Origin of the sequence: Palleronia sp. (assembly GCF_042089775.1) — a bacterium.
Taxonomy (GTDB): Bacteria; Pseudomonadota; Alphaproteobacteria; order Rhodobacterales; family Rhodobacteraceae; genus Palleronia.
Genome location: NZ_JBELKF010000032.1, coordinates 13,575 through 31,423 on the forward strand (window position 1 = coordinate 13,575; position 17,849 = coordinate 31,423).

Here is a 17,849-nt window from a genome sequence, read left to right on the forward strand (position 1 = left end):
ATGACCGACACCCGCACCGAGACCGACAGCTTCGGCCCGCTCGAAGTTCCAGCCGACAAATACTGGGGCGCGCAGACCCAGCGCTCGATCCTGAACTTCCCGATCGGCTGGGAGAAGCAGCCGGTCGCGATCGTCCGCGCCCTCGGCGTCATCAAGAAGGCCTGCGCGCAGGCGAACAAGGAAAACGGCAAGCTTGACGGGCGCATCGCCGATGCCATCGTTCGCGCCGCCGACGAGGTGATCGAGGGTCGGCTCGACGACAACTTCCCCCTCGTCGTTTGGCAGACCGGTTCGGGCACGCAGTCGAACATGAATGCCAACGAGGTCATCGCGAACCGCGCGATCGAGATTTTGGGCGGCAAGATCGGATCGAAGGACCCGGTCCACCCGAACGATCACTGCAACATGGGCCAGTCCTCGAACGATACGTTCCCGACGGCCATGCACATCGCCACCGCGATGACCGTTCGCGACGTGCTTCTACCGGGGCTCGAGAAGCTTGCGGCGGCGCTGGAAGCCAAATCCGAGGACTTCGCCGAGATCATCAAGATCGGTCGCACCCACACGATGGACGCGACGCCCCTGACCCTCGGGCAGGAGTTCGGCGGCTACGCGCACCAGATCCGTATGGGGATTGAGCGGGTGAAGGGCGCCCTGCCCCGCATCCATGAACTGGCCCAGGGCGGCACGGCAGTCGGCACCGGCCTCAACACGACGCCGGGCTGGGGCGAACAGGTCGCCGCCAACATGGCCGAGATCACCGGCTTGCCCTTCGTTACCGCGCCGAACAAGTTCGAGGCGCTGGCGAGCCACGACGCAATGGTCGAAATCTCGGGTGCGCTGAAGGTGATCGCGGCGTCCTGCTACAAAATCGCCAACGACATCCGCCTTCTGGGCTCGGGGCCCCGCTGCGGCCTCGGCGAGCTGATGTTGCCCGAGAACGAGCCCGGCTCGTCCATCATGCCGGGGAAGGTGAACCCGACCCAGGTCGAGGCAATGACGCAGGTCTGCGCCCACGTGATGGGCAATGATGCCGCCGTCGGCTTCGCCGGCTCGCAAGGCCAGTTCGAGCTGAACGTGTTCAAGCCGATGATCGCCTACAACGTGCTGCAATCCATCCAGCTTCTGGGCGACGCGGCGGTGGCCTTTACCGACAATTGCGTGTCGGGCATCGAGGCGAACGAGGCGCGGATCGAAAAGCTGATGCGCGAGTCGCTCATGCTCGTGACGGCGTTGGCCCCGAAGATCGGGTACGACAATGCCACGACGGTCGCCAAGACGGCGCACAAGAACGACACGACGCTGAAGGAAGAGGCTGTGAACCTGGGATACGTGACGGAGACCGAGTTCGACGAGGTCGTCCGCCCCGAGAAGATGATCGGGCCGAAGTGAGCGGGATCGTGAACCTAAACCGGGCGCGAAAGGATCGCGCCCGGGCCGAAAAGCGGCGCGAGGCGGACGCAAACGCGGCCAAATTCAGCCGGACCAAAGCCGAGCGGCTGACCGAGGCTGCCCGCGCCGCGCGCGAGGCGGCGATCCTCGAAGGGCACAAGCGCGAGGAATGAGCGGTCGCCCCCGGAAGCACTCTCTCACGCTGCGGGGCCACCGCACGTCGGTCTCGCTCGAAGATGAGTTCTGGCATGAATTCCGGCGCATCGCCCGTGAGCAGGGGCGCGCCGTGAACGAACTCGCGGCCGAGATCGACGAAGGACGCGGAACGGCTGTCGGCCTCGCCTCCGCCATTCGGGTCTTCGTGCTCGACCAGGTGCGCGAGAGGCCGTCCTAGCCGCGATCGGGCAGCTCGTCCCGCTTCGCCACCCGCATCCAAATCCCGTCGCGCGCGCGTACGGTCAGATGAGCAACCGGCTCGGGCACCCGGCCCTCAACCGGCAGCACCCGGACCTGCGCCAGCACCGCCGCCAGCAGAACCACGCCCTCGACCATGGCAAACCCGGCGCCGGTGCAGACCCGCGGCCCGGACGAAAACGGGATGAACGCCTCCCGCGCGCAGCGGCGACCATTCTCGGTGGTCCAGCGCGCCGGGTCGAAGCCGTCCGGATTATCCCAAAGCCGCGACTGCCGATGCAGGTGCCACGGGCTGAGCACAACAAGGTCTCCCTTGTGCGCCGTGCGATCCCGCAGCCCCTCGGGCTGCACAGTCTCGCGCACCATCATCGGCACGGGGGGATAGAGCCGCAGCGCCTCGCGGAACACGTCCCGCGTCACCTTGAGCCGCGACAGCCCCGAGAAATCCGGCGCCGCCATGAACGCCCGCGCTTCTGCCGCAACGCGCTCCTGCCATTCGGGATGCGTCGCGAGCAGATAGAAGGTCCAGCCGAGCGCCGAGGCTGACGTCTCGTGCCCCGCCAGAAAGAAGATGGCCACTTGGTCGACCATCTCATCCCGGCCAAACCGGTCGCCAGTGTCGGGATCGACTGCCGTCAAGATCTTCGTGGCCAGATCGTCGGGCGCAGTGCCTTCAGCGATCTCGCGTTGCCGCTCGGTCACCAGCCCCTCGATCAGCGCCCGGATACGCCGCGCCGATCGCAGGGTCTTGCGTCGATGGAAGCGCGGCACCCACCGCGGCAGCGGCACGAAAGCGGCAAGGTTCAGGATCGGTTGAGTGCGCTGATAGGCACGGAACTCGTCAAAGACGTCGCGCGCCGTGTTGTGCTCGATCGGGATCGAAAACAGCGTGCGGAAGATCACGTCGGCGGCGGCGTGACTCGCCTCGGCCTCTATCTCGACGTCACCCTCGGGAAGGCGCTCGCCCATGGCCCGCGCGGCATCCAACATGGCCGGAAAGGTGTCACGCAGGCGCCCCCCTTCGAATGCCGGATCGATCAGGCGGCGCTGGCGGCGCCAGACGTCTCCGTTCGTCAGAAAAACGGAACGTCCCAGAAGCGGCCGCAGCCCCTCGCTTATCCTGTTGGACTTGGGGAAATCCATCGGCCGCTCGCGCAGCACCCGCGCGACCAGTTTCGGGTCGTTCACCATGAACGAGCGGAAGAACGGCGTCCGGAATTCGGCCATCCAGGCGCGATATAGCCGCGCGGGCTGGGCCGACAGAATATCGGTCCGGAAGAGACACAGGTAGCGCCAGAGAGGGACCCTGTCGGCCCGTGCGGGCGGTTTCGGCGGACTCATGCGGCGGTCGAGGTATAGCGCGAGGCCGGCCGGTCGATCAGCGACCGCGAGGGCGTGCGCGTGGCGAACCGCTCCGCCAGCGTAAGGGGCCCCGCCGTTACGGCAAAATAGTCGTATGCGTCGCGCCTCTTGGGCAGGTTGTCGAAGGCGCAGAGATACTGGAAATGCAGGCGGAAATAGCGCCGCCGGAGCCGCGCCCACGTCTCGGGCTGTAGCGTCTGGGTGAACGCCGCGGACAGGATCAGCGGTCCGGTACGCGGGCAAACCGCGACGCCAGAGACCGCCACTGGATCACATAGCGCAAACGCGCAACCGTCTCCGGGCGCCGAGACATCAACCCAAGCAAGCGCGCGGGTAGAGCCAAGAACCCCCAAGTCAGCCCGCAAGCGATGTGCATCGGGCAGGAACGAAACCATCGGCACAACCTGCCCCAGCGACAGAAAAGACAGGCACGGCCCGGTGGGCGGGACCTTCCCCGCTCGAATGAGATCGGCCAGAACCGACACCGCAATATGCGCCCCCGAGGAATGGCCGACGACCAGCACCTCGTCGATATCGTCGGCCAAGGCTGTGGCGACGATGCCAGCGAAATCAGCCATCCGCGCCTCCAGCGCAGGCGGGTTCGCCCCCTTGAAGCGGGCAGAGAAGCCGTAGTCGTGCATCAGGTAGTAGGCAAAGAATTTGCCGTCCTTCTTGCGAAACCACCGCAGGACGACGACGAAGCCGGCAATGCCGACGAGCACGCCCAAGGGGTTCGGCGCAACTGCGCCCACCCCCCAGGCGAGCCCCAAGGCGACGAGCAATGCGGCCAAGAGCTGCGCCAACAGCATCGCCACCGGGTACAAGGCGGCGATTACCGGCCCTTTGCGCAACCCCATCAACCGCCAAAGCGCCCCGGTCGACGCATAGACCCAAGCCGTGCGGCACATTTGCCAGTAGGTCGAAGCGATCCCAGGGCCCATGCTGCTGCGGACGATGTCGGACCAGACGAGAACCTCGAACTCGATCTCGACCGTCTCTCCCTCGATCCGGGCGTCCACGCCCCAACCAAACCGCTCGCCCTTGCGGCGGGGCCGCAGCGCAATTTCATGCCCGCGTAACGCTCCCTGAATGGCGCTTTCAGCCCGGTAGAGCTCGCGGTATCGGCGCGGGGGGATCGGGTCGTAGCCCGGGATGTAGAACACGCGCCGCCGGCGCACTTGCGCTGCAGCCATGCAAGCCCCCATGCGATCACCAGATCGAAGGTACTACGACAATCGGGCGAGATTAAGCCTCAGCCAAGGCGTGCGAGGGCCGGAAATGTCTCTAGAAGCCAGTATGAGATCGCCGAGAACGCACCCGTCACGAGCGCCAGCCCCACGAGAAGCAACAGAACACCCATAGTCTTCTCGATCAGGCCCATGTGCTGCTTCAGCCGGTTCATCACGCTCGTCGCTTTCTGCAGGAAGATTGCGGCCATCAGGAATGGGATGCCGAGGCCCGCGGCATAGACGGCAAGCAGCGTCGTGCCCCGCGCCACATTCGCCTCGGAGGCCGCCATCGAAAGGATCGCGCCGAGTTGCGGACCGATGCAGGGTGTCCAGCCGAAGGCGAAGGCGAGGCCGAGCACAAAAGCCCCCAGCGCGGACCCTCCGCGGTCGCCGACGTCAAGCCGCGCCTCGCGGTCGAGCAGGGGGATGCGGAACACGCCAAGGAAATGCAGGCCGAACACGATCACCACGAGCCCCGAGATCCGGGCGAACAGCGTCTGATATTCAAGGAAGAACGCGCCGAAGACTGAAGCGGTGAAGCCCAGCAGCAGGAACACCGTTGACAGGCCCAAGACAAAGAACAGCGCCGGCAAAACCGCCCGCCCCGCCCGCGCCGACGGATCGTTCAGCGTCACACCGCCCATATAGGCCAGGTACGGCGGCACGATGGGCAGGACGCAAGGCGACAGGAAAGACAGAAGCCCCGCCATCAAGGCGATTAGCATGGCCGGCACGAGGGCCGCATCGATGATTTCGAAGCCGATCATGTCCCTCCTCTAGCTCGCTCTTGGCGGCGCGTCACGGGGGCGTTCCGTCACATGCACGTGGCGTGGCAGAAGGGCCGAGACAACCACGCCGCTAGGTGAGATACACGGCGCATGGAACATGACGACGAACTCGATGCGCTGGGGCTTTTGTGTCCCCTGCCCGTTCTGAAGGCACGCAAGCGGCTGCAGGCGATGCCCTCGGGCGCGGTCCTGCGCGTGCTGGCCGACGATCCCGCGGCAGTGGTGGATATCCCCCATTTCTGTGTCGAAGGTGGCCATACGCTGCTGTCGCAGACGAACGAGGGCGCAACTCAGGCCTACCTCATCCGCAAGGGCTGACGACAAGGCCGCTCGCCTGCGTCCGCCACATAGAAGAAGGGCCGCGGCATCACCGCGGCCCTTTTCCCTATTTCCGGAGCGACCACCAGCCGCGACGCTTCGGCTTGTCGCCTTCGTCGCTGTCGCCGTTGGCCATCTCGGGCTCGGGCTCACGCTCGGGCGCGGGCGGCGCGATCGGAGTGTCCTCAGTGATCACTTGCGCGACCTCCTCATCCACCGGAGACGCGATGTCCGCCTGCTCGGCACCCGTCTCAACCGGCGGAGCGGGCGCGGGCTCGGGCTGCTCCGCTTCCGGTTCGGGCTGCGGTGCGGCAGCCTCGGCCGGTGCGGTTACAGGATCCGCGCTCCCGCCCCCGCTGCCACCCTCGGTCGAAGGCTCCTGCGGATCGGCCGGCGCGACGGGCGTGGCCTCGGCGATCTCTTCCGAGACGGCGGCGCTTACCGGGTTGTCGACCCGCGGAGTCTCCTCGGTATCGGTCTTTTTGCGCGACCGCGACCGGCTGCGCCGACGCTTGGGCCTTTCATCCTTTTCCTCGGCCTCGTCCGGCGTATCCCCGGATGCCTGGTCCTCGGAATCATCCTGATCCTGATCCTGATCGGCTTCGTCGTCCTGCTCGCCGTTCTCGTCACCGCCGTTGCCGTTATCGCCATTGCCCTTGCCGTTCCGACGACGCCGGCGGCGACGCCGCTTCTTCTTAGGCTTATCGTCCTCAGACGCCTCGGGTGCTTGAGACTCCTCGGGCACTTCGGGTGCTTCGGGCGCAGGAGGCGCTTCGGATTCGTCGACCTCGATCGGCTCCTCCTCGGGCTCTTCCACGGCTGCGGCGGCCATGTCCGAGGTGATCGCGGCAGTCTGCTCGACCACCCGGATGGTCTGGTGCTTCAGCTTCTCGATCCTGTAATCGGGGCTCACCAGGTCCGGATCGGCCTCGAGCCGGACCGCCATGCCGTAGCGCGCCTCGATCATCGCGATATGCTCGCGCTTGTGGTTCATCAGGTAGTTGCAGATGACCACGGGAACGGTGACGCAGACCTCCTTGGTCTTCTTGCGCGTCCCCTCTTCCTCGAGCTGCCGCAGGATGGCCAGCGCGACGTTCTCGTCCGACCGCAGCAGGCCCGTGCCGTGGCAATGCGGACAAGGCTGGGTCGTCGCCTCGATCATGCCGGGACGCAGACGCTGGCGCGACATCTCGAGAAGACCGAAGCCCGAGATCTTGCCCACCTGGATGCGGGCGCGATCGGTCTTGAGCTTGTCCTTGAAGTGCTTCTCGACATTCGCGTTGTGCTTGCGCTCGTCCATGTCGATGAAGTCGATCACGATCAGGCCCGCAAGGTCGCGAAGACGCAGCTGGCGCGCGACTTCTTCCGCCGCTTCCATGTTGGTCTTGTAGGCGGTCTCCTCGATGGAGCCTTCCTTCGTCGCGCGCCCCGAGTTCACGTCGATGGCGACGAGCGCTTCGGTCACGCCAATCACGATGTAGCCGCCCGACGGCAGTTGCACGGTCGGGTTGTACATGGCGCTGAGGTAGCTTTCGACCTGGTGCCGCGCGAAAAGCGGCAGCTGATCCACGTAATGCTTCACGTTGCGCGCGTGGGACGGCATGATCATCTTCATGAAGTCCTTGGCGGTCCGATAGCCAAGCTCACCCTCGACCCAGACCTCGTCGATCTCGCGGTTATACAGGTCGCGGATCGAGCGCTTGATGAGATTGCCTTCCTCGTAGATCGGCGCGGGCGCGACAGATTTGAGCGTCAGCTCGCGGATCTGCTCCCACATGCGCTGCAGGTACTCGTAGTCACGCTTGATCTCGGTCTTCGTGCGCTTGGCCCCGGCGGTCCGGATGATCAGACCCGCACCGCGCGGCACGTTGAACGAGGTCGCGATCTCTTTCAGCTTCTTGCGATCCGCCGCGCTGGTGATCTTGCGGCTGATCCCGCCACCACGGGCAGTGTTCGGCATCAGCACGCAGTAACGTCCGGCAAGCGACAGGTACGTCGTCAGCGCGGCGCCCTTGTTGCCACGCTCTTCCTTGACGACCTGCACCAGCAGGATCTGGCGAACCTTGATGACTTCCTGAATCTTGTAGCGTTTGGCCCGCGGCTTGCGCGGGGGACGGACCTCGTCCTGAACGTCGTCGTCGGCAACCGACTCGATCGAGGTGTCGTGCCGGGACGCATCGCGCGTGTCGTTGTCGCCTTCGTCGCGGGGATCGCCCTCGGGCGCGGTCGCGCCTTCACTGTCAGCGACATCGACCACATCCATGCCGGGGATGCCCTCGGCGATGCTGGCCGTCCGCGCCTCGGCGAGGTCATCGCCATCGGGATCGGTGGACTCGACCGCATCGGAAGAGGCCGTGGCCTCGGCCATCTCGCGACGATCGTCGTCTCGGTCGTTGCGCGCGGCCTCGGCGTCAGCCTCAGCCTGCTCTTCCTCGATCAGCGCCTGACGGTCGGCGATCGGGATCTGGTAGTAATCGGGGTGGATTTCCGAGAAGGCCAGGAAACCGTGACGGTTGCCGCCGTAATCCACGAAGGCCGCCTGGAGCGACGGCTCCACGCGGGTGACTTTCGCTAGATAGATATTGCCGGCGAGCTGCCGCTTGTTCTCGGATTCGAAGTCGAATTCCTCGACCTTGTTACCGTCCACCACCACGACGCGGGTCTCTTCCGCGTGGGTGGCGTCGATGAGCATCTTCTTTGCCATATGAACATTATCCGCGCGCAGGCGGACGGGCGCCCCGGAAGGGGCGTCGCACGTGATCGGCCTGCGCGTTCAGGTGGGGCGAGGTGCGCGCGCTCCGAAAGCCTCCGCCCTGCCATTGGCAGACGGTGCGGCTCGGTTGTCGTCGTCGCGCGGCGCATCGCAATACTACTCCGGCGCGAACGAAACCGCGCCAATGAACGGGGGCCCCTCGCACGCTTCTCGCGCGGTCGGGGCGGCGATCTGCCTGACCGGCCCCGGTACACGGGTCGCCGCCAGCGAAATCAATCCAGAAACGACGCTACCCTGCGGCATGCACGTCCTGATAGCGCATCATATGCCCGAATAGATAGGAAACACAATGGGAACTTGGACCGGCGCGGTGCGACGGGCGCTGCATCTGCAGCGCCGCGCCTGCCGGTCAGCTGCTCAGATAGTCCGAACGGCTCAGGCCGTACTTGGCCATTTTCTCGTTTAGCGTGCGTCGGGGCAGGCAAAGCTCGTCCATGACGGCGACAATGGAGCCTTTGTGGCGGCGCATCGTGTTGTCGATCAGCATCCGCTCGAACGCCTCGACATACTCCTTCAGGGGCTTCCCCTCGGTCGTCATACCGGGGTCACCCTCGTCCTCACCCACCATCAGCAGCGACGAGATCGTGCCCGTCCCACGCCGATTCTGCATTGCCGCCCGCTCGGCCACGTTGACGAGCTGGCGAATGTTGCCGGGCCACGGGGCCTGCAGAAGCTGCGCGGCCTCCTGCGCCGAAAGCTCGGGCGCCTCGCCGCCGTAATCCTCGGCCGCCTGCTCGGCGAAGCGGGTGAAAAGCGTCAGAATATCCTCGCCCCGGGCCCGCAGCGGCGGCAGCGTGATCTTCATCGCGGCAAGGCGGTAGTAGAGATCGGGCCGCAGCACGTCCTCGCAGGTCTTGCCCTGCTCGGACAGGTTCGAGATTGCAATTACACGCGTTTCGGCGGGACTGCCCTGCTCGTTCATCCAGATCAGCAGCCGCGCCTGAAGCCCCGGCGGCAGCGCGTCGATATCCTCGAGTACCAGCGTCCCGCCACGAGCCTGCTCGATCAGCGGCACCTCGGTTTCGCTGGGCCCAAAAAGGCGCGCCGACAGCGTCGCCTCATCCTGGCCCGCGCACGAGAACAGCACGAATTTCTGCTTGGCCTTCGCCCCCACCGCATGAAGCGCATGAGCAGTCAGCGTCTTGCCCGTTCCCGTCTCGCCATCGATCAGCACGTGGCCGTCCGCTTGGCCAAGGTCGAGGATATCCTCGCGCAGCCGCTCCATCACCGGGGACGCACCGATCAGCTTCTTCATGATGCCCGACGGATCGCCCAGCTCACGGCGCAGCTCTCGGTTATCCAGCGTCAGCCGACGTGCATGCGCCGCCTTCTTGGCAAGCTCGGTCATCCGCTCGGGGTTGAAAGGCTTTTCGAGGAAGTCGAACGCGCCAACACGCATCGCTTCGACCGCCATTGGCACGTCGCCGTGGCCGGTAATCATGATGACCGGCAGCGCGCTGTCCACCGACATGAGCCGCTTGAGGAAGGCCATCCCGTCCATCCCCGGCATCTTGATGTCCGAGATCACGATGCCCTGATATTCGGGGCCGATCGCCTTCAGCGCGTCCTCGGCGTTGGCGAAGGTCTCGGTGTCGTACCCCGAGAGGGCCAGCCACTGGCTGACGGACTGGCGCATGTCCTTTTCGTCGTCAACGATCGCAATCTTCATGGCATGGGCCATCGTCTACTCCGCTGCCTGTGCGTTCTGCCACAAGGGCATCTCGATTTCGAAAACGGCTCCGCCGTCGGGGCTGTTCCGCGCCGTGAGGCGGCCACCGAGGTCGGCGATGATCCCCGAAGAGATCGCCAGACCAAGGCCGGTCCCGTCGCCCGGAGCCTTCGTGGTATAGAACGGCTCGAACAACTGTTCGAGGTCGGTGATCCCGTGCCCGTTGTCGCGCACCGTCATATAAGCGTTACGACCGGCCGAGAGCAGAAGCTCGATCGACGGCTTCTCGACACCCTCCGTGGCGTCCACGGCGTTCTTCATGAGGTTCACGATCACCTGCTCGATCCGGATCCGGTCGGCCAGCACAAGGACGGGCTCGGGCGGAACGGTCCGCTCGATCTTGATATCGCGCGTCTTCAGCTGCGGTTCCATCAGCGCAAGCGCGCCGGACAGGCAGTCGCGCAGGTCCACCGGCTCGAACGCCGTGCCGCCCTTGCGGGCATAGGATTTCAGCTGTCGGGTGATCGCGCCCATCCGCTCGATCAGGTCGTCGATGCGGTGGAACGAGGCCAGCGCCTCTTCGGACCGTTTGCGCTGCACCAGCAGGCGCGCGCCGGCGAGGTAGGTCTTCATCGCCGCGAGCGGCTGGTTCAACTCGTGACTGACCGAGGCCGACATCTCGCCCAGAACCGCCAGCTTCGAGGTCTGCGCCACGGTCTGCTCGGCGACCTGCAGGTGCTTCTCGGCCCGCTCCCGCTCGGCCACGGCCCGTTGCAGCGCGGCGTTCAGCCGGCGCAGCTCTGCACTTTCTCGCTGGAAAAAGGTGACCCGGCTCAGCGCCTTTCGGCTGACGAGGAACGAGCCCCCGGCCAGCAGCAGCGCAAAGCCCATGATCTCGAGCGCGAGGACCCCGTTCACCTTCTCGCGCACGCTCGAATAGGTGGTGAAGGATGTCATCCGCCAGCCCTGGAAGGGGATGCGGGTCGATTGCCGCATCACCGCTTCACCGGCCAGGTAGGCGTCCACGGGCACGACGGACCAATCGGCCGTCGCACGGATTGCCCGCTGGATCGCGCCTGTGGCCGAGCGGCGGGCGAGCGCCTCTTCCTCGGTCAGGCCCCGCCAGCGGCTTTCGGTGGCAAGGATGATCTGCCCCTCGCTGTCGGTGACCATCACCGCGTCCGAAAAGCCCGCCCAGCTCTGTTCGAACTGCTTGAGCGCCACGCCGACGACGATCACGCCGATCAGCTCGCCCTCGACTTCGACGCGGCGCGAATACGAGAAGTTGAACGCCCCGCTTTCCGCCCGCGTCGTGCTGAACACCGTGTCGGGCGAGCGCTGCGCATCGACGAAGAACGCTTCGGACGACCGTGTCGCGCCAAGCAGGTTGCGGTCGGTCGCCGCGACGACCCGGCCGCTTTCGTCCAGCAACATCAACGAAGCCGCCCCGATCTCGTCCAGGTACGAGATCAGCCGCTGCGTCGTCTGCGTGAAGTCGCTGCTGTTCAGCGCGCCGATCAGCGCGGGATCGCGGCTCAGCAGCAGCGGCACCACGCTGGCCCGCTGTAGCGCGCTCATCAAGTTGCCGGAATAAAGTGCCAGCCGGACCTCGGCCCGGTTGCGGGTGCTTTCGGTGAAGCGCTCGGTCAGGAACCTGTTGCTGACCCAGACAGTCCCCACGGCCACGACGAAAACGAGCGCAACCGCACCCCGCAGCAGCCAACGCCGGCGCATCTCGCGCCGGGCGATGATATCTGAGACCCCGTCCATCCGCCGTGGTTACAACGCGCCGGGCGCTCTCACAACCTCACGCGGCGGCAAGCGCGTCCACGAGCCCCGCGAACAGCGCGCGCCCGTCGGTGTTCCCGAGCGCCGGGTCCGCTGCGCGTTCGGGGTGCGGCATCATTCCCAGCACGCGGCCGTTCTCGCTGACGATGCCGGCGATGTCGTGGCGCGAGCCGTTGGGGTTCTCGGCATAGGTGAAGGCCACCCGCCCCTCGCCGCGCAGCTTCTCCAGCTCGGCCGGATCGGCGGTGTAATTGCCGTCGTGGTGGGCAATCGGGATGCGTATTTCCTGCCCCGCCCGGTAACCGGCGGTAAAGACGCTCTCGGACTCGCCCACGATCAGGGGGACGGTGCGGCAGATGTACTTGATCCGCTGGTTGCGCATCAGCGCGCCCGGCAGAAGCTGCATCTCGGTCAGGACCTGGAAGCCGTTGCAGATGCCCAGTACGTAGCCGCCCCGCACCGCGTGGTCGGCGACGGCCCGGCAGATCGGCGACTGCGCCGCGATCGCGCCCGACCGCAGGTAGTCCCCGTACGAAAATCCGCCCGGCACGCCCATGATGTCCACGCCCTCGGGCAGGGTCGCGTCCTTGTGCCAGACCATTGCGGTTTCGAAACCCGCGGCCTCGAAGGCTCGCGCGAGGTCCCGGTCGCAGTTCGACCCGGGAAAGACGATGACGGCAGCCTTCATGCACGACCCTCCAGTTCAGCGATCAGCGCGGGCGCATCCGCCCAGCGGTCCAGGCAGATGGACACGTCCGCACTGTGGTTGTGCAGCGCTCTGAAGCAGACCCCCTGCCCCCCGAACCCGTCGAAATGGCGGGGCGAGTCGTCGATCAGGATGTCGGCCCGCAAAATGCTCTTGTCACCACAGAACACGTAGTTCTGCGGGTCGATGAACGGAAAGTGTCGCGCCAGCCAGGCAACCTTGTGCGGGACCGAGGCCGGGTAATCCATCGCCGCCGTCGCAACGAAGATCTCGTGCCGCTCGGCCAGCTGCTTCACGGCCTCAACGGCCCCCTCCATCGGCTCGATCCCGGCGAAGAAGAAGCCCTTGTGCAGTTCCAGCTCGATCGCGGCCGCAACCTCGGCCGGGGCGATGTCGGCCAGTTCGCGGCCGGTCAGCTCATCGTCCGACGGTGAGAAGCCGCGGGCCGAGAACAGCGCGTATTTCGCGGTGTGCGTGTCGCCCAGGACCTCGTCGATATCGATGGCGATGCGCATCACATCTCGATCCTGTAGCTCTCGATCACGGTGTTCGCCAAAAGCCGCTCGCACATCTGGGTGACCTCGTCCTGCGAGGTGCCGTCGGCCAGCTCCAACTCGATCACCTTGCCCTGGCGGACGCCCTCGACGCTGTCGAAGCCCATGGCGCCGAGCGCATGGCGGATCGCCTCGCCCTGGGGGTCGAGCACCCCGTCCTTCAGCATCACGTGGACCCGTGTCTTCATGACCCTACCCTCCGGCGCTTGGCATTTCCCGCGCGGATAGCGCGAAGCGGGGGCGCCGACAACCGCCGACGCCCCCTGTTCCTGTCTTCCGCAATTCGCGTGGCGCCACCCGGCGCCACGGCGTCAGTTGATCAGCGTCGGCTTCGACGCGTGCGTCACGTTCGACGGCAGCACGCCCAGACGGCGCGCAACCTCGGTATAGGCGTCGGCAAGGTTGCCCAAGTCGCGGCGGAACACGTCCTTGTCGAGCTTGCGACCCGTTTCCATGTCCCACAGGCGGCAGCTGTCGGGGCTGATCTCGTCCGCCACGACAAGGCGCTGGTAGTCGTTGTCCCAGACGCGACCGATCTCGATCTTGAAGTCGACCAGCTTGATGCCGACGGCCAGCATCACGCCCGACATGAAGTCATTCACCCGCAGCGCCAGCGCAACCATGTCGTCCAGGTCCTGCTGGGTGGCCCAGCCGAAGGCCATGATGTGCTCTTCCGACACGAACGGGTCGCCCAGCTTGTCGTCCTTGAGGCAGAATTCCACGATCGGCCGAGGCAGCGCCGTGCCTTCCGCCATGCCGAGGCGCGTCGACAGCGATCCGGCGGCGAAGTTGCGCACGATGACCTCCAGCGGAATGATCTCGACCTGGCGGCAAAGCTGCTCGCGCATGTTCAGCCGCTTGATGAAGTGCGTCGGCACGCCGATCTGCGCGAGGCCCTTCATGAAGAACTCGCTCAGGCGGTTGTTCAGGACCCCCTTGCCTTCGATCGTCGCCTTCTTCTCGGCGTTGAACGCGGTGGCATCATCCTTGAAATACTGCACGATGGTCCCCGGCTCGGGGCCCTCGTAGAGGATCTTGGCCTTGCCTTCGTAGATCTTCTTGCGGCGCGCCATGAGAAAAACCTTTCGCGGTGACAGGCCCCGCCTATATGGCAATCGCCGCCATGCGGCAAGAACGGCGCCCCCACAGCGGCTGGCGGGCATCCGACCGGCAGGAGACCCACGATGACTTCCCTCTTGGACGACCGTTTTCAGGCATTGGGAGAGCCTTGGGCACGCGAGGCCGACATCCGCCTTTCCATCCGCGCTCGCGCGCAGCGCCGGCTTGCCGAATGGGCCATCGCAGCCTCGGATGAACCCGCCGAAGACACTCGGGGCACCGTGCGCCGCCTGCTCAAGGCCGGCTTCGCACCCGAGGGCGAGGCCGCATTCCTGCGCGCCGTCGCGGCCGAGACGGGCGCCGACCCCGTGGACCTTGGACGGCGCCTCGAAGACTACGCCGGCGAAGCCGCCGCCGAGGCAGAGGCAGAAGCCTCGCGAAGCTGACCTCAATCCCGCGTCCGGCGCACATCATCATGCGCGATCGTCATTTGCCCTGCCCCGCGCGATCTGCAAAGGACGCGCCACGCCCTTTGACCGGAGACGCCCGATGCCCGACGCCCTGACCGACATGCTCGCCGCCCGCGACTGGATCCTCGCCGACGGCGCGACGGGCACCAACCTGTTCAACATGGGCCTGAGCTCGGGCGACTCGCCCGAGATGTGGAATGTCGAGCAGCCGGACAACATCCGCGCCCTCTACCTCGGCCCGGTCGAGGCCGGCTCGGACCTGTTCCTGACCAACACCTTCGGCGGCAACGCCTCGCGGCTCAAGCTGCACAACGCCCAGCACCGCGTCGCCGAATTGAACCGTGCCGGCGCCGAGCTGGGCCGCGAGGTCGCCGACAAGCAGTCCCGCAAGGTAATCGTCGCGGGCTCGATGGGCCCCACGGGCGAGGTCATGGCCCCCCTGGGCGCCCTGACCCACGAGATCGCGGTCGAGATGTTCGAAGAGCAGGCGCAGGCCCTCAAGGAGGGCGGCGCCGACGTGCTGTGGGTCGAGACGATCTCGGCCCCCGAAGAATACAAGGCCGCCGCCGAGGCTGCGGCGCGCGTCGGCATGCCGTGGTGCGGGACCATGTCCTTCGACACCGCCGGGCGCACGATGATGGGCACGACCTCTGCCGACATGGTCAAGCTCGTGGGCAAGCTCGATCCCCACCCCGTCGCCTTCGGCGCCAATTGCGGCGTCGGCGCCTCGGACCTCTTGCGCACCGTTCTGGGCCTGACCGAGGCCGGCCCCTCCCGCCCCGTGATCGCCAAGGGCAATGCCGGCATCCCGAAATACGTCGAGGGCCACATCCACTATGACGGCACGCCCGAGGTGATGGCCGATTACGCCGCCCTTGCCCGCGACTGCGGCGCGCGCATCATCGGCGGCTGCTGCGGCACCACGCCCCAGCACCTGCGCGCCATGCGCGAGGCGCTCGAGACGCGTCCCAAGGGCGGCAAGCCCTCACTGGAAGAGATCGAGGCGAAGCTCGGTGGCTATTCGTCGGCCTCCGACGGCACCGGCGACGGCGCCCCCCTCAAGCGCGAGCGCCGCGGCCGCCGTCGCGGCTGATGGCCTGCCGGGCGACCGGCCGTCCCACTTCCGCAGCCGTCAGAACAGCGACAGCTGCCGCTCGTCCCCCAGCGGCACCTCGAACAGGTCGCGCCTGAGCGGCGGCAGCTTGGCATCCAGCCCCAGCCGCCGCGCCGCCAGGTCGAACCGCCTGGCCGTCAGCTCGGCATAAAGCCCCTCGCCCCGCATCCGGCGGCCCCAATCGGCGGAATACAGTTCTCCGCCATGCATCTCGCGCAGCCGCGCCAGCACTTTGGCCTTCCGCCCCGGCGCATTGCGGTCGAGCCAGTCCTCGAACAGGCCCGACACTTCGTAGGGCAACCGCAGCATGACCCAGGACGCGGCGACCGCTCCGGCATCGCGGGCTGAGGACAGGATTGCGTCGATCTCGTGATCCGTCAGCCCCGGCACGACCGGGGACACCATAACCCGCACCTCGACCCCCGCCTTGGCCAGCGTCTCGATCGCCTTCAGCCGCCGCGCAGGCGAGGGCACGCGCGGCTCCATCGTCCGCGCGATCCCCGCATCCAACGTCGTCACGCTGATCCCCACGCGCGCCAGCCCGGCGCCGCTCATCTCGCCCAGGATGTCCACATCGCGCTCGACCATCGCCCCCTTGGTCGCGATGGTCAGCGGATGGCGGAAGCGCTGGAGCACCTCGAGCACCCCGCGCATGATCCGCCGCTCGCGCTCGATCGGCTGGTATGGGTCGGTGTTCGTCCCCAGCGCGATCACGTCGCAACGGTAACTCTTGGCGCGCAACTGCTTTTCCAACGCAGCCGCCGCACCCGGACGCGCGATCAGCTTCGTCTCGAAATCGAGACCCGGCGACAGGCCCAGATACCCGTGCGAGGGCCGCGCGAAACAATAGATGCAGCCATGCTCGCAGCCCCGGTACGGATTGATCGACCGGTCGAACCCGATATCGGGCGACGTGTTGCGTGCGATGATCGCCTTTACCGCCTCGTCACGCACCTCAGTCCGGGCGAGCGGAGGCTCGTCGGGCGTCCAGCCGTCGTCCACCGCCTCGCGCGCATGGGCGTCGAACCGGGTCTCGGGGTTGGCATCCGTGCCGCGGGCGCGGGTCCGGACGCGGGGCGGTGGCGTTTTGACCATACCCGTTACATAGAACGTACCACGAACACAGGAAAGCCCCGCCAACCTCACGATCATGATGCAACATCCGCATTTGACGGAAGGTCGTCAAAGGCGCACGTCCTGTCGCAATCCGATCAGACCTTTGCCTCCACCTGGGCGCAGGTGGCTGGAAAACAGCGAGGCACGTGACACATGGCCGACGAAGACGACATCATCCTGTCCGAGCTGAGCGACGAGGAACTCGTCGAGCAGATGATGGACGACCTCTACGACGGTCTCAAGGACGAGATCGTCGAGGGCGTGAACATCCTGCTGGAGCGCGGCTGGGGGCCGTACCGCATCCTCACCGAAGCACTCGTGGCCGGCATGACCATCGTGGGCAAGGACTTCCGCGACGGCATCCTGTTCGTCCCCGAAGTGCTTTTGGCCGCGAACGCCATGAAGGCGGGCATGGCCATCCTCAAGCCCCTGCTGGTCGAGACGGGGGCGCCGAAGATGGGCAAGATGGTCATCGGCACCGTCAAGGGCGACATCCACGACATCGGCAAGAACCTCGTCGGGATGATGATGGAAGGCGCCGGGTTCGAGGTCGTCGACCTTGGCATCAACAATCCCGTCGAGAAGTACCTTGATGCGCTCGAAGCCGAGCAGGCGGACATCCTCGGCATGTCCGCCCTGCTGACGACGACGATGCCCTACATGAAGACCGTCATCGACGCGATGAAGGAAAAGGGTATCCGCGACGACTACATCGTCCTCGTCGGCGGCGCCCCCCTGAACGAAGAGTTCGGCAAGGCCATCGGCGCCGACGCCTATTGCCGCGACGCTGCGGTGGCGGTCGATACGGCCAAGGAGTTCATCCAGCGACGGCACAACCGGGTGAACGCCTGACGCGCCAGGGGGACGGCCTTTCGGGCGCCGTGGGCCGACCCCATATGAGCGGAAAAGGAAAGACCATGCCTCGTCGCATCTTCGCGCTCATCCTCGTCCTCGTGATCCTTGCCGCCGGCGTCACCGTCTGGATCGCATCGGCCGCCACCGGCACGTTCGGCGGCGCGGGTTTCGGCGCCCTTGCGCTGCCTGCATTGTTGGCTTGGGGCCTCGTTCGCCTCATCACGTCACGACGCGGCCCGCGG

General features: G+C 66.3%; 19 protein-coding genes. 8 read left to right on the forward strand and 11 right to left on the reverse strand.

The window, feature by feature from the left end:
* From fumC to ACFDS3_RS09840, 3 genes are read left to right on the forward strand one after another with little or no spacing between them, the layout of a single operon-like run.
* A complete protein-coding gene (fumC, locus tag ACFDS3_RS09830; protein WP_375262177.1) occupies positions 1 to 1,392 on the forward strand; it encodes a class II fumarate hydratase in 1,392 nt (463 codons plus the stop codon).
* Positions 1,389 to 1,565 (forward strand): DUF4169 family protein, encoded by a 177-nt coding sequence (locus tag ACFDS3_RS09835; RefSeq protein ID WP_375262178.1) that lies wholly within the window; start codon positions 1,389 to 1,391, stop codon positions 1,563 to 1,565. Before fumC ends, ACFDS3_RS09835 begins: the two co-directional genes overlap by 4 nt.
* Positions 1,562 to 1,786 (forward strand): ribbon-helix-helix domain-containing protein, encoded by a 225-nt coding sequence (locus tag ACFDS3_RS09840; RefSeq protein ID WP_375262179.1) that lies wholly within the window; start codon positions 1,562 to 1,564, stop codon positions 1,784 to 1,786. The genes ACFDS3_RS09835 and ACFDS3_RS09840 overlap by 4 nt, the downstream gene beginning before the upstream one ends.
* Here ACFDS3_RS09840 and ACFDS3_RS09845 read toward each other — a convergent pair.
* The 3 genes from ACFDS3_RS09845 to ACFDS3_RS09855 are packed head-to-tail and all read right to left on the reverse strand — an operon-like array spanning position 1,783 to position 5,164.
* Positions 1,783 to 3,147 carry a cytochrome P450 gene (locus ACFDS3_RS09845; RefSeq protein ID WP_375262180.1) on the reverse strand — a complete coding sequence of 455 codons (1,365 nt, stop codon included), beginning with the start codon at positions 3,145 to 3,147 and terminating at the stop codon, positions 1,783 to 1,785. The two genes, ACFDS3_RS09840 and ACFDS3_RS09845, sit on opposite strands and share 4 nt — an antisense overlap.
* Complete coding sequence (locus tag ACFDS3_RS09850; protein WP_375262181.1) at positions 3,144 to 4,361, reverse strand: hypothetical protein; 1,218 nt, start codon at positions 4,359 to 4,361, stop codon at positions 3,144 to 3,146. The genes ACFDS3_RS09845 and ACFDS3_RS09850 overlap by 4 nt, the downstream gene beginning before the upstream one ends.
* Before the next feature lie 59 nt (positions 4,362 to 4,420).
* A complete protein-coding gene (locus ACFDS3_RS09855; protein ID WP_375262182.1) occupies positions 4,421 to 5,164 on the reverse strand; it encodes a cytochrome c biogenesis CcdA family protein in 744 nt (247 codons plus the stop codon).
* A 111-nt stretch (positions 5,165 to 5,275) separates the two neighbouring features.
* Between ACFDS3_RS09855 and ACFDS3_RS09860 the strand changes: the two genes are divergently transcribed.
* Positions 5,276 to 5,503: a sulfurtransferase TusA family protein gene (locus ACFDS3_RS09860; protein ID WP_375262183.1), complete on the forward strand. Its 228-nt coding sequence runs from the start codon at positions 5,276 to 5,278 to the stop codon at positions 5,501 to 5,503.
* Between the two features lie 67 nt (positions 5,504 to 5,570).
* Here ACFDS3_RS09860 and ACFDS3_RS09865 read toward each other — a convergent pair whose 3' ends face one another.
* The 7 genes from ACFDS3_RS09865 to purC form a co-directional block, all read right to left on the reverse strand.
* Positions 5,571 to 8,207, reverse strand: coding sequence for a ribonuclease E/G (locus ACFDS3_RS09865; RefSeq protein WP_375262184.1), 2,637 nt, complete (start codon positions 8,205 to 8,207; stop codon positions 5,571 to 5,573).
* A 418-nt stretch (positions 8,208 to 8,625) separates the two neighbouring features.
* On the reverse strand, positions 8,626 to 9,957 hold the full coding sequence (locus ACFDS3_RS09870) for a sigma-54-dependent transcriptional regulator (RefSeq protein ID WP_375262185.1): 1,332 nt from the start codon (positions 9,955 to 9,957) through the stop codon (positions 8,626 to 8,628).
* Positions 9,958 to 9,960: 3 nt separating this feature from the next.
* On the reverse strand, positions 9,961 to 11,679 hold the full coding sequence (locus ACFDS3_RS09875; RefSeq protein ID WP_375262203.1) for an ATP-binding protein: 1,719 nt from the start codon (positions 11,677 to 11,679) through the stop codon (positions 9,961 to 9,963).
* A gap of 73 nt (positions 11,680 to 11,752) precedes the next feature.
* Positions 11,753 to 12,421, reverse strand: coding sequence for a phosphoribosylformylglycinamidine synthase subunit PurQ (gene purQ / locus ACFDS3_RS09880; RefSeq protein ID WP_375262186.1), 669 nt, complete (start codon positions 12,419 to 12,421; stop codon positions 11,753 to 11,755).
* Positions 12,418 to 12,954, reverse strand: a complete 537-nt coding sequence (locus ACFDS3_RS09885) for a hypothetical protein (RefSeq protein WP_375262187.1) — start codon at positions 12,952 to 12,954, stop codon at positions 12,418 to 12,420. The genes purQ and ACFDS3_RS09885 overlap by 4 nt, the downstream gene beginning before the upstream one ends.
* A complete protein-coding gene (gene purS / locus ACFDS3_RS09890) occupies positions 12,954 to 13,181 on the reverse strand; it encodes a phosphoribosylformylglycinamidine synthase subunit PurS (RefSeq protein WP_375262188.1) in 228 nt (75 codons plus the stop codon). Before purS ends, ACFDS3_RS09885 begins: the two co-directional genes overlap by 1 nt.
* 123 nt (positions 13,182 to 13,304) lie before the next feature.
* A complete protein-coding gene (gene purC, locus ACFDS3_RS09895) occupies positions 13,305 to 14,066 on the reverse strand; it encodes a phosphoribosylaminoimidazolesuccinocarboxamide synthase (protein WP_375262189.1) in 762 nt (253 codons plus the stop codon).
* Positions 14,067 to 14,177: 111 nt separating this feature from the next.
* Here purC and ACFDS3_RS09900 point away from each other — a divergent pair, with 111 nt between their 5' ends.
* Both ACFDS3_RS09900 and bmt read left to right on the forward strand, forming a co-directional pair.
* Entirely contained in the window at positions 14,178 to 14,498 is a 321-nt protein-coding gene (locus ACFDS3_RS09900) for an ATPase inhibitor subunit zeta (RefSeq protein ID WP_375262190.1), read from the forward strand.
* A gap of 103 nt (positions 14,499 to 14,601) precedes the next feature.
* Positions 14,602 to 15,615, forward strand: coding sequence for a betaine--homocysteine S-methyltransferase (gene bmt, locus ACFDS3_RS09905; RefSeq protein WP_375262191.1), 1,014 nt, complete (start codon positions 14,602 to 14,604; stop codon positions 15,613 to 15,615).
* A 39-nt stretch (positions 15,616 to 15,654) separates the two neighbouring features.
* Here bmt and ACFDS3_RS09910 read toward each other — a convergent pair whose 3' ends face one another.
* A complete protein-coding gene (locus ACFDS3_RS09910) occupies positions 15,655 to 16,731 on the reverse strand; it encodes a PA0069 family radical SAM protein (protein WP_375262204.1) in 1,077 nt (358 codons plus the stop codon).
* A gap of 174 nt (positions 16,732 to 16,905) precedes the next feature.
* Between ACFDS3_RS09910 and ACFDS3_RS09915 the strand changes: the two genes are divergently transcribed.
* Positions 16,906 to 17,604, forward strand: coding sequence for a corrinoid protein (locus ACFDS3_RS09915; RefSeq protein WP_375262192.1), 699 nt, complete (start codon positions 16,906 to 16,908; stop codon positions 17,602 to 17,604).
* A 65-nt stretch (positions 17,605 to 17,669) separates the two neighbouring features.
* On the forward strand, positions 17,670 to 17,849 hold a 180-nt coding region (locus ACFDS3_RS09920), incomplete at its 3' end, for a hypothetical protein (protein ID WP_375262193.1).

Bases quoted from the DNA above. Each gene is read 5' to 3' on its own strand.
- ACFDS3_RS09870 (WP_375262185.1), bottom strand. From the start codon at position 9,957: ATGGCCCATGCCATGAAGATTGCGATCGTTGACGACGAAAAGGACATG.
- ACFDS3_RS09875 (WP_375262203.1), bottom strand. From the start codon at position 11,679: ATGCGCCGGCGTTGGCTGCTGCGGGGTGCGGTTGCGCTCGTTTTCGTC.
- ACFDS3_RS09840 (WP_375262179.1), top strand. From the start codon at position 1,562: ATGAGCGGTCGCCCCCGGAAGCACTCTCTCACGCTGCGGGGCCACCGC.
- ACFDS3_RS09850 (WP_375262181.1), bottom strand. From the start codon at position 4,361: ATGGCTGCAGCGCAAGTGCGCCGGCGGCGCGTGTTCTACATCCCGGGC.
- ACFDS3_RS09910 (WP_375262204.1), bottom strand. From the start codon at position 16,731: ATGGTCAAAACGCCACCGCCCCGCGTCCGGACCCGCGCCCGCGGCACG.
- purS (WP_375262188.1), bottom strand. From the start codon at position 13,181: ATGAAGACACGGGTCCACGTGATGCTGAAGGACGGGGTGCTCGACCCC.
- ACFDS3_RS09865 (WP_375262184.1), bottom strand. From the start codon at position 8,207: ATGGCAAAGAAGATGCTCATCGACGCCACCCACGCGGAAGAGACCCGC.
- ACFDS3_RS09855 (WP_375262182.1), bottom strand. From the start codon at position 5,164: ATGATCGGCTTCGAAATCATCGATGCGGCCCTCGTGCCGGCCATGCTA.
- bmt (WP_375262191.1), top strand. From the start codon at position 14,602: ATGCCCGACGCCCTGACCGACATGCTCGCCGCCCGCGACTGGATCCTC.
- ACFDS3_RS09885 (WP_375262187.1), bottom strand. From the start codon at position 12,954: ATGCGCATCGCCATCGATATCGACGAGGTCCTGGGCGACACGCACACC.
- ACFDS3_RS09860 (WP_375262183.1), top strand. From the start codon at position 5,276: ATGGAACATGACGACGAACTCGATGCGCTGGGGCTTTTGTGTCCCCTG.
- fumC (WP_375262177.1), top strand. From the start codon at position 1: ATGACCGACACCCGCACCGAGACCGACAGCTTCGGCCCGCTCGAAGTT.
- ACFDS3_RS09900 (WP_375262190.1), top strand. From the start codon at position 14,178: ATGACTTCCCTCTTGGACGACCGTTTTCAGGCATTGGGAGAGCCTTGG.
- purQ (WP_375262186.1), bottom strand. From the start codon at position 12,421: ATGAAGGCTGCCGTCATCGTCTTTCCCGGGTCGAACTGCGACCGGGAC.
- purC (WP_375262189.1), bottom strand. From the start codon at position 14,066: ATGGCGCGCCGCAAGAAGATCTACGAAGGCAAGGCCAAGATCCTCTAC.
- ACFDS3_RS09845 (WP_375262180.1), bottom strand. From the start codon at position 3,147: ATGAGTCCGCCGAAACCGCCCGCACGGGCCGACAGGGTCCCTCTCTGG.
- ACFDS3_RS09915 (WP_375262192.1), top strand. From the start codon at position 16,906: ATGGCCGACGAAGACGACATCATCCTGTCCGAGCTGAGCGACGAGGAA.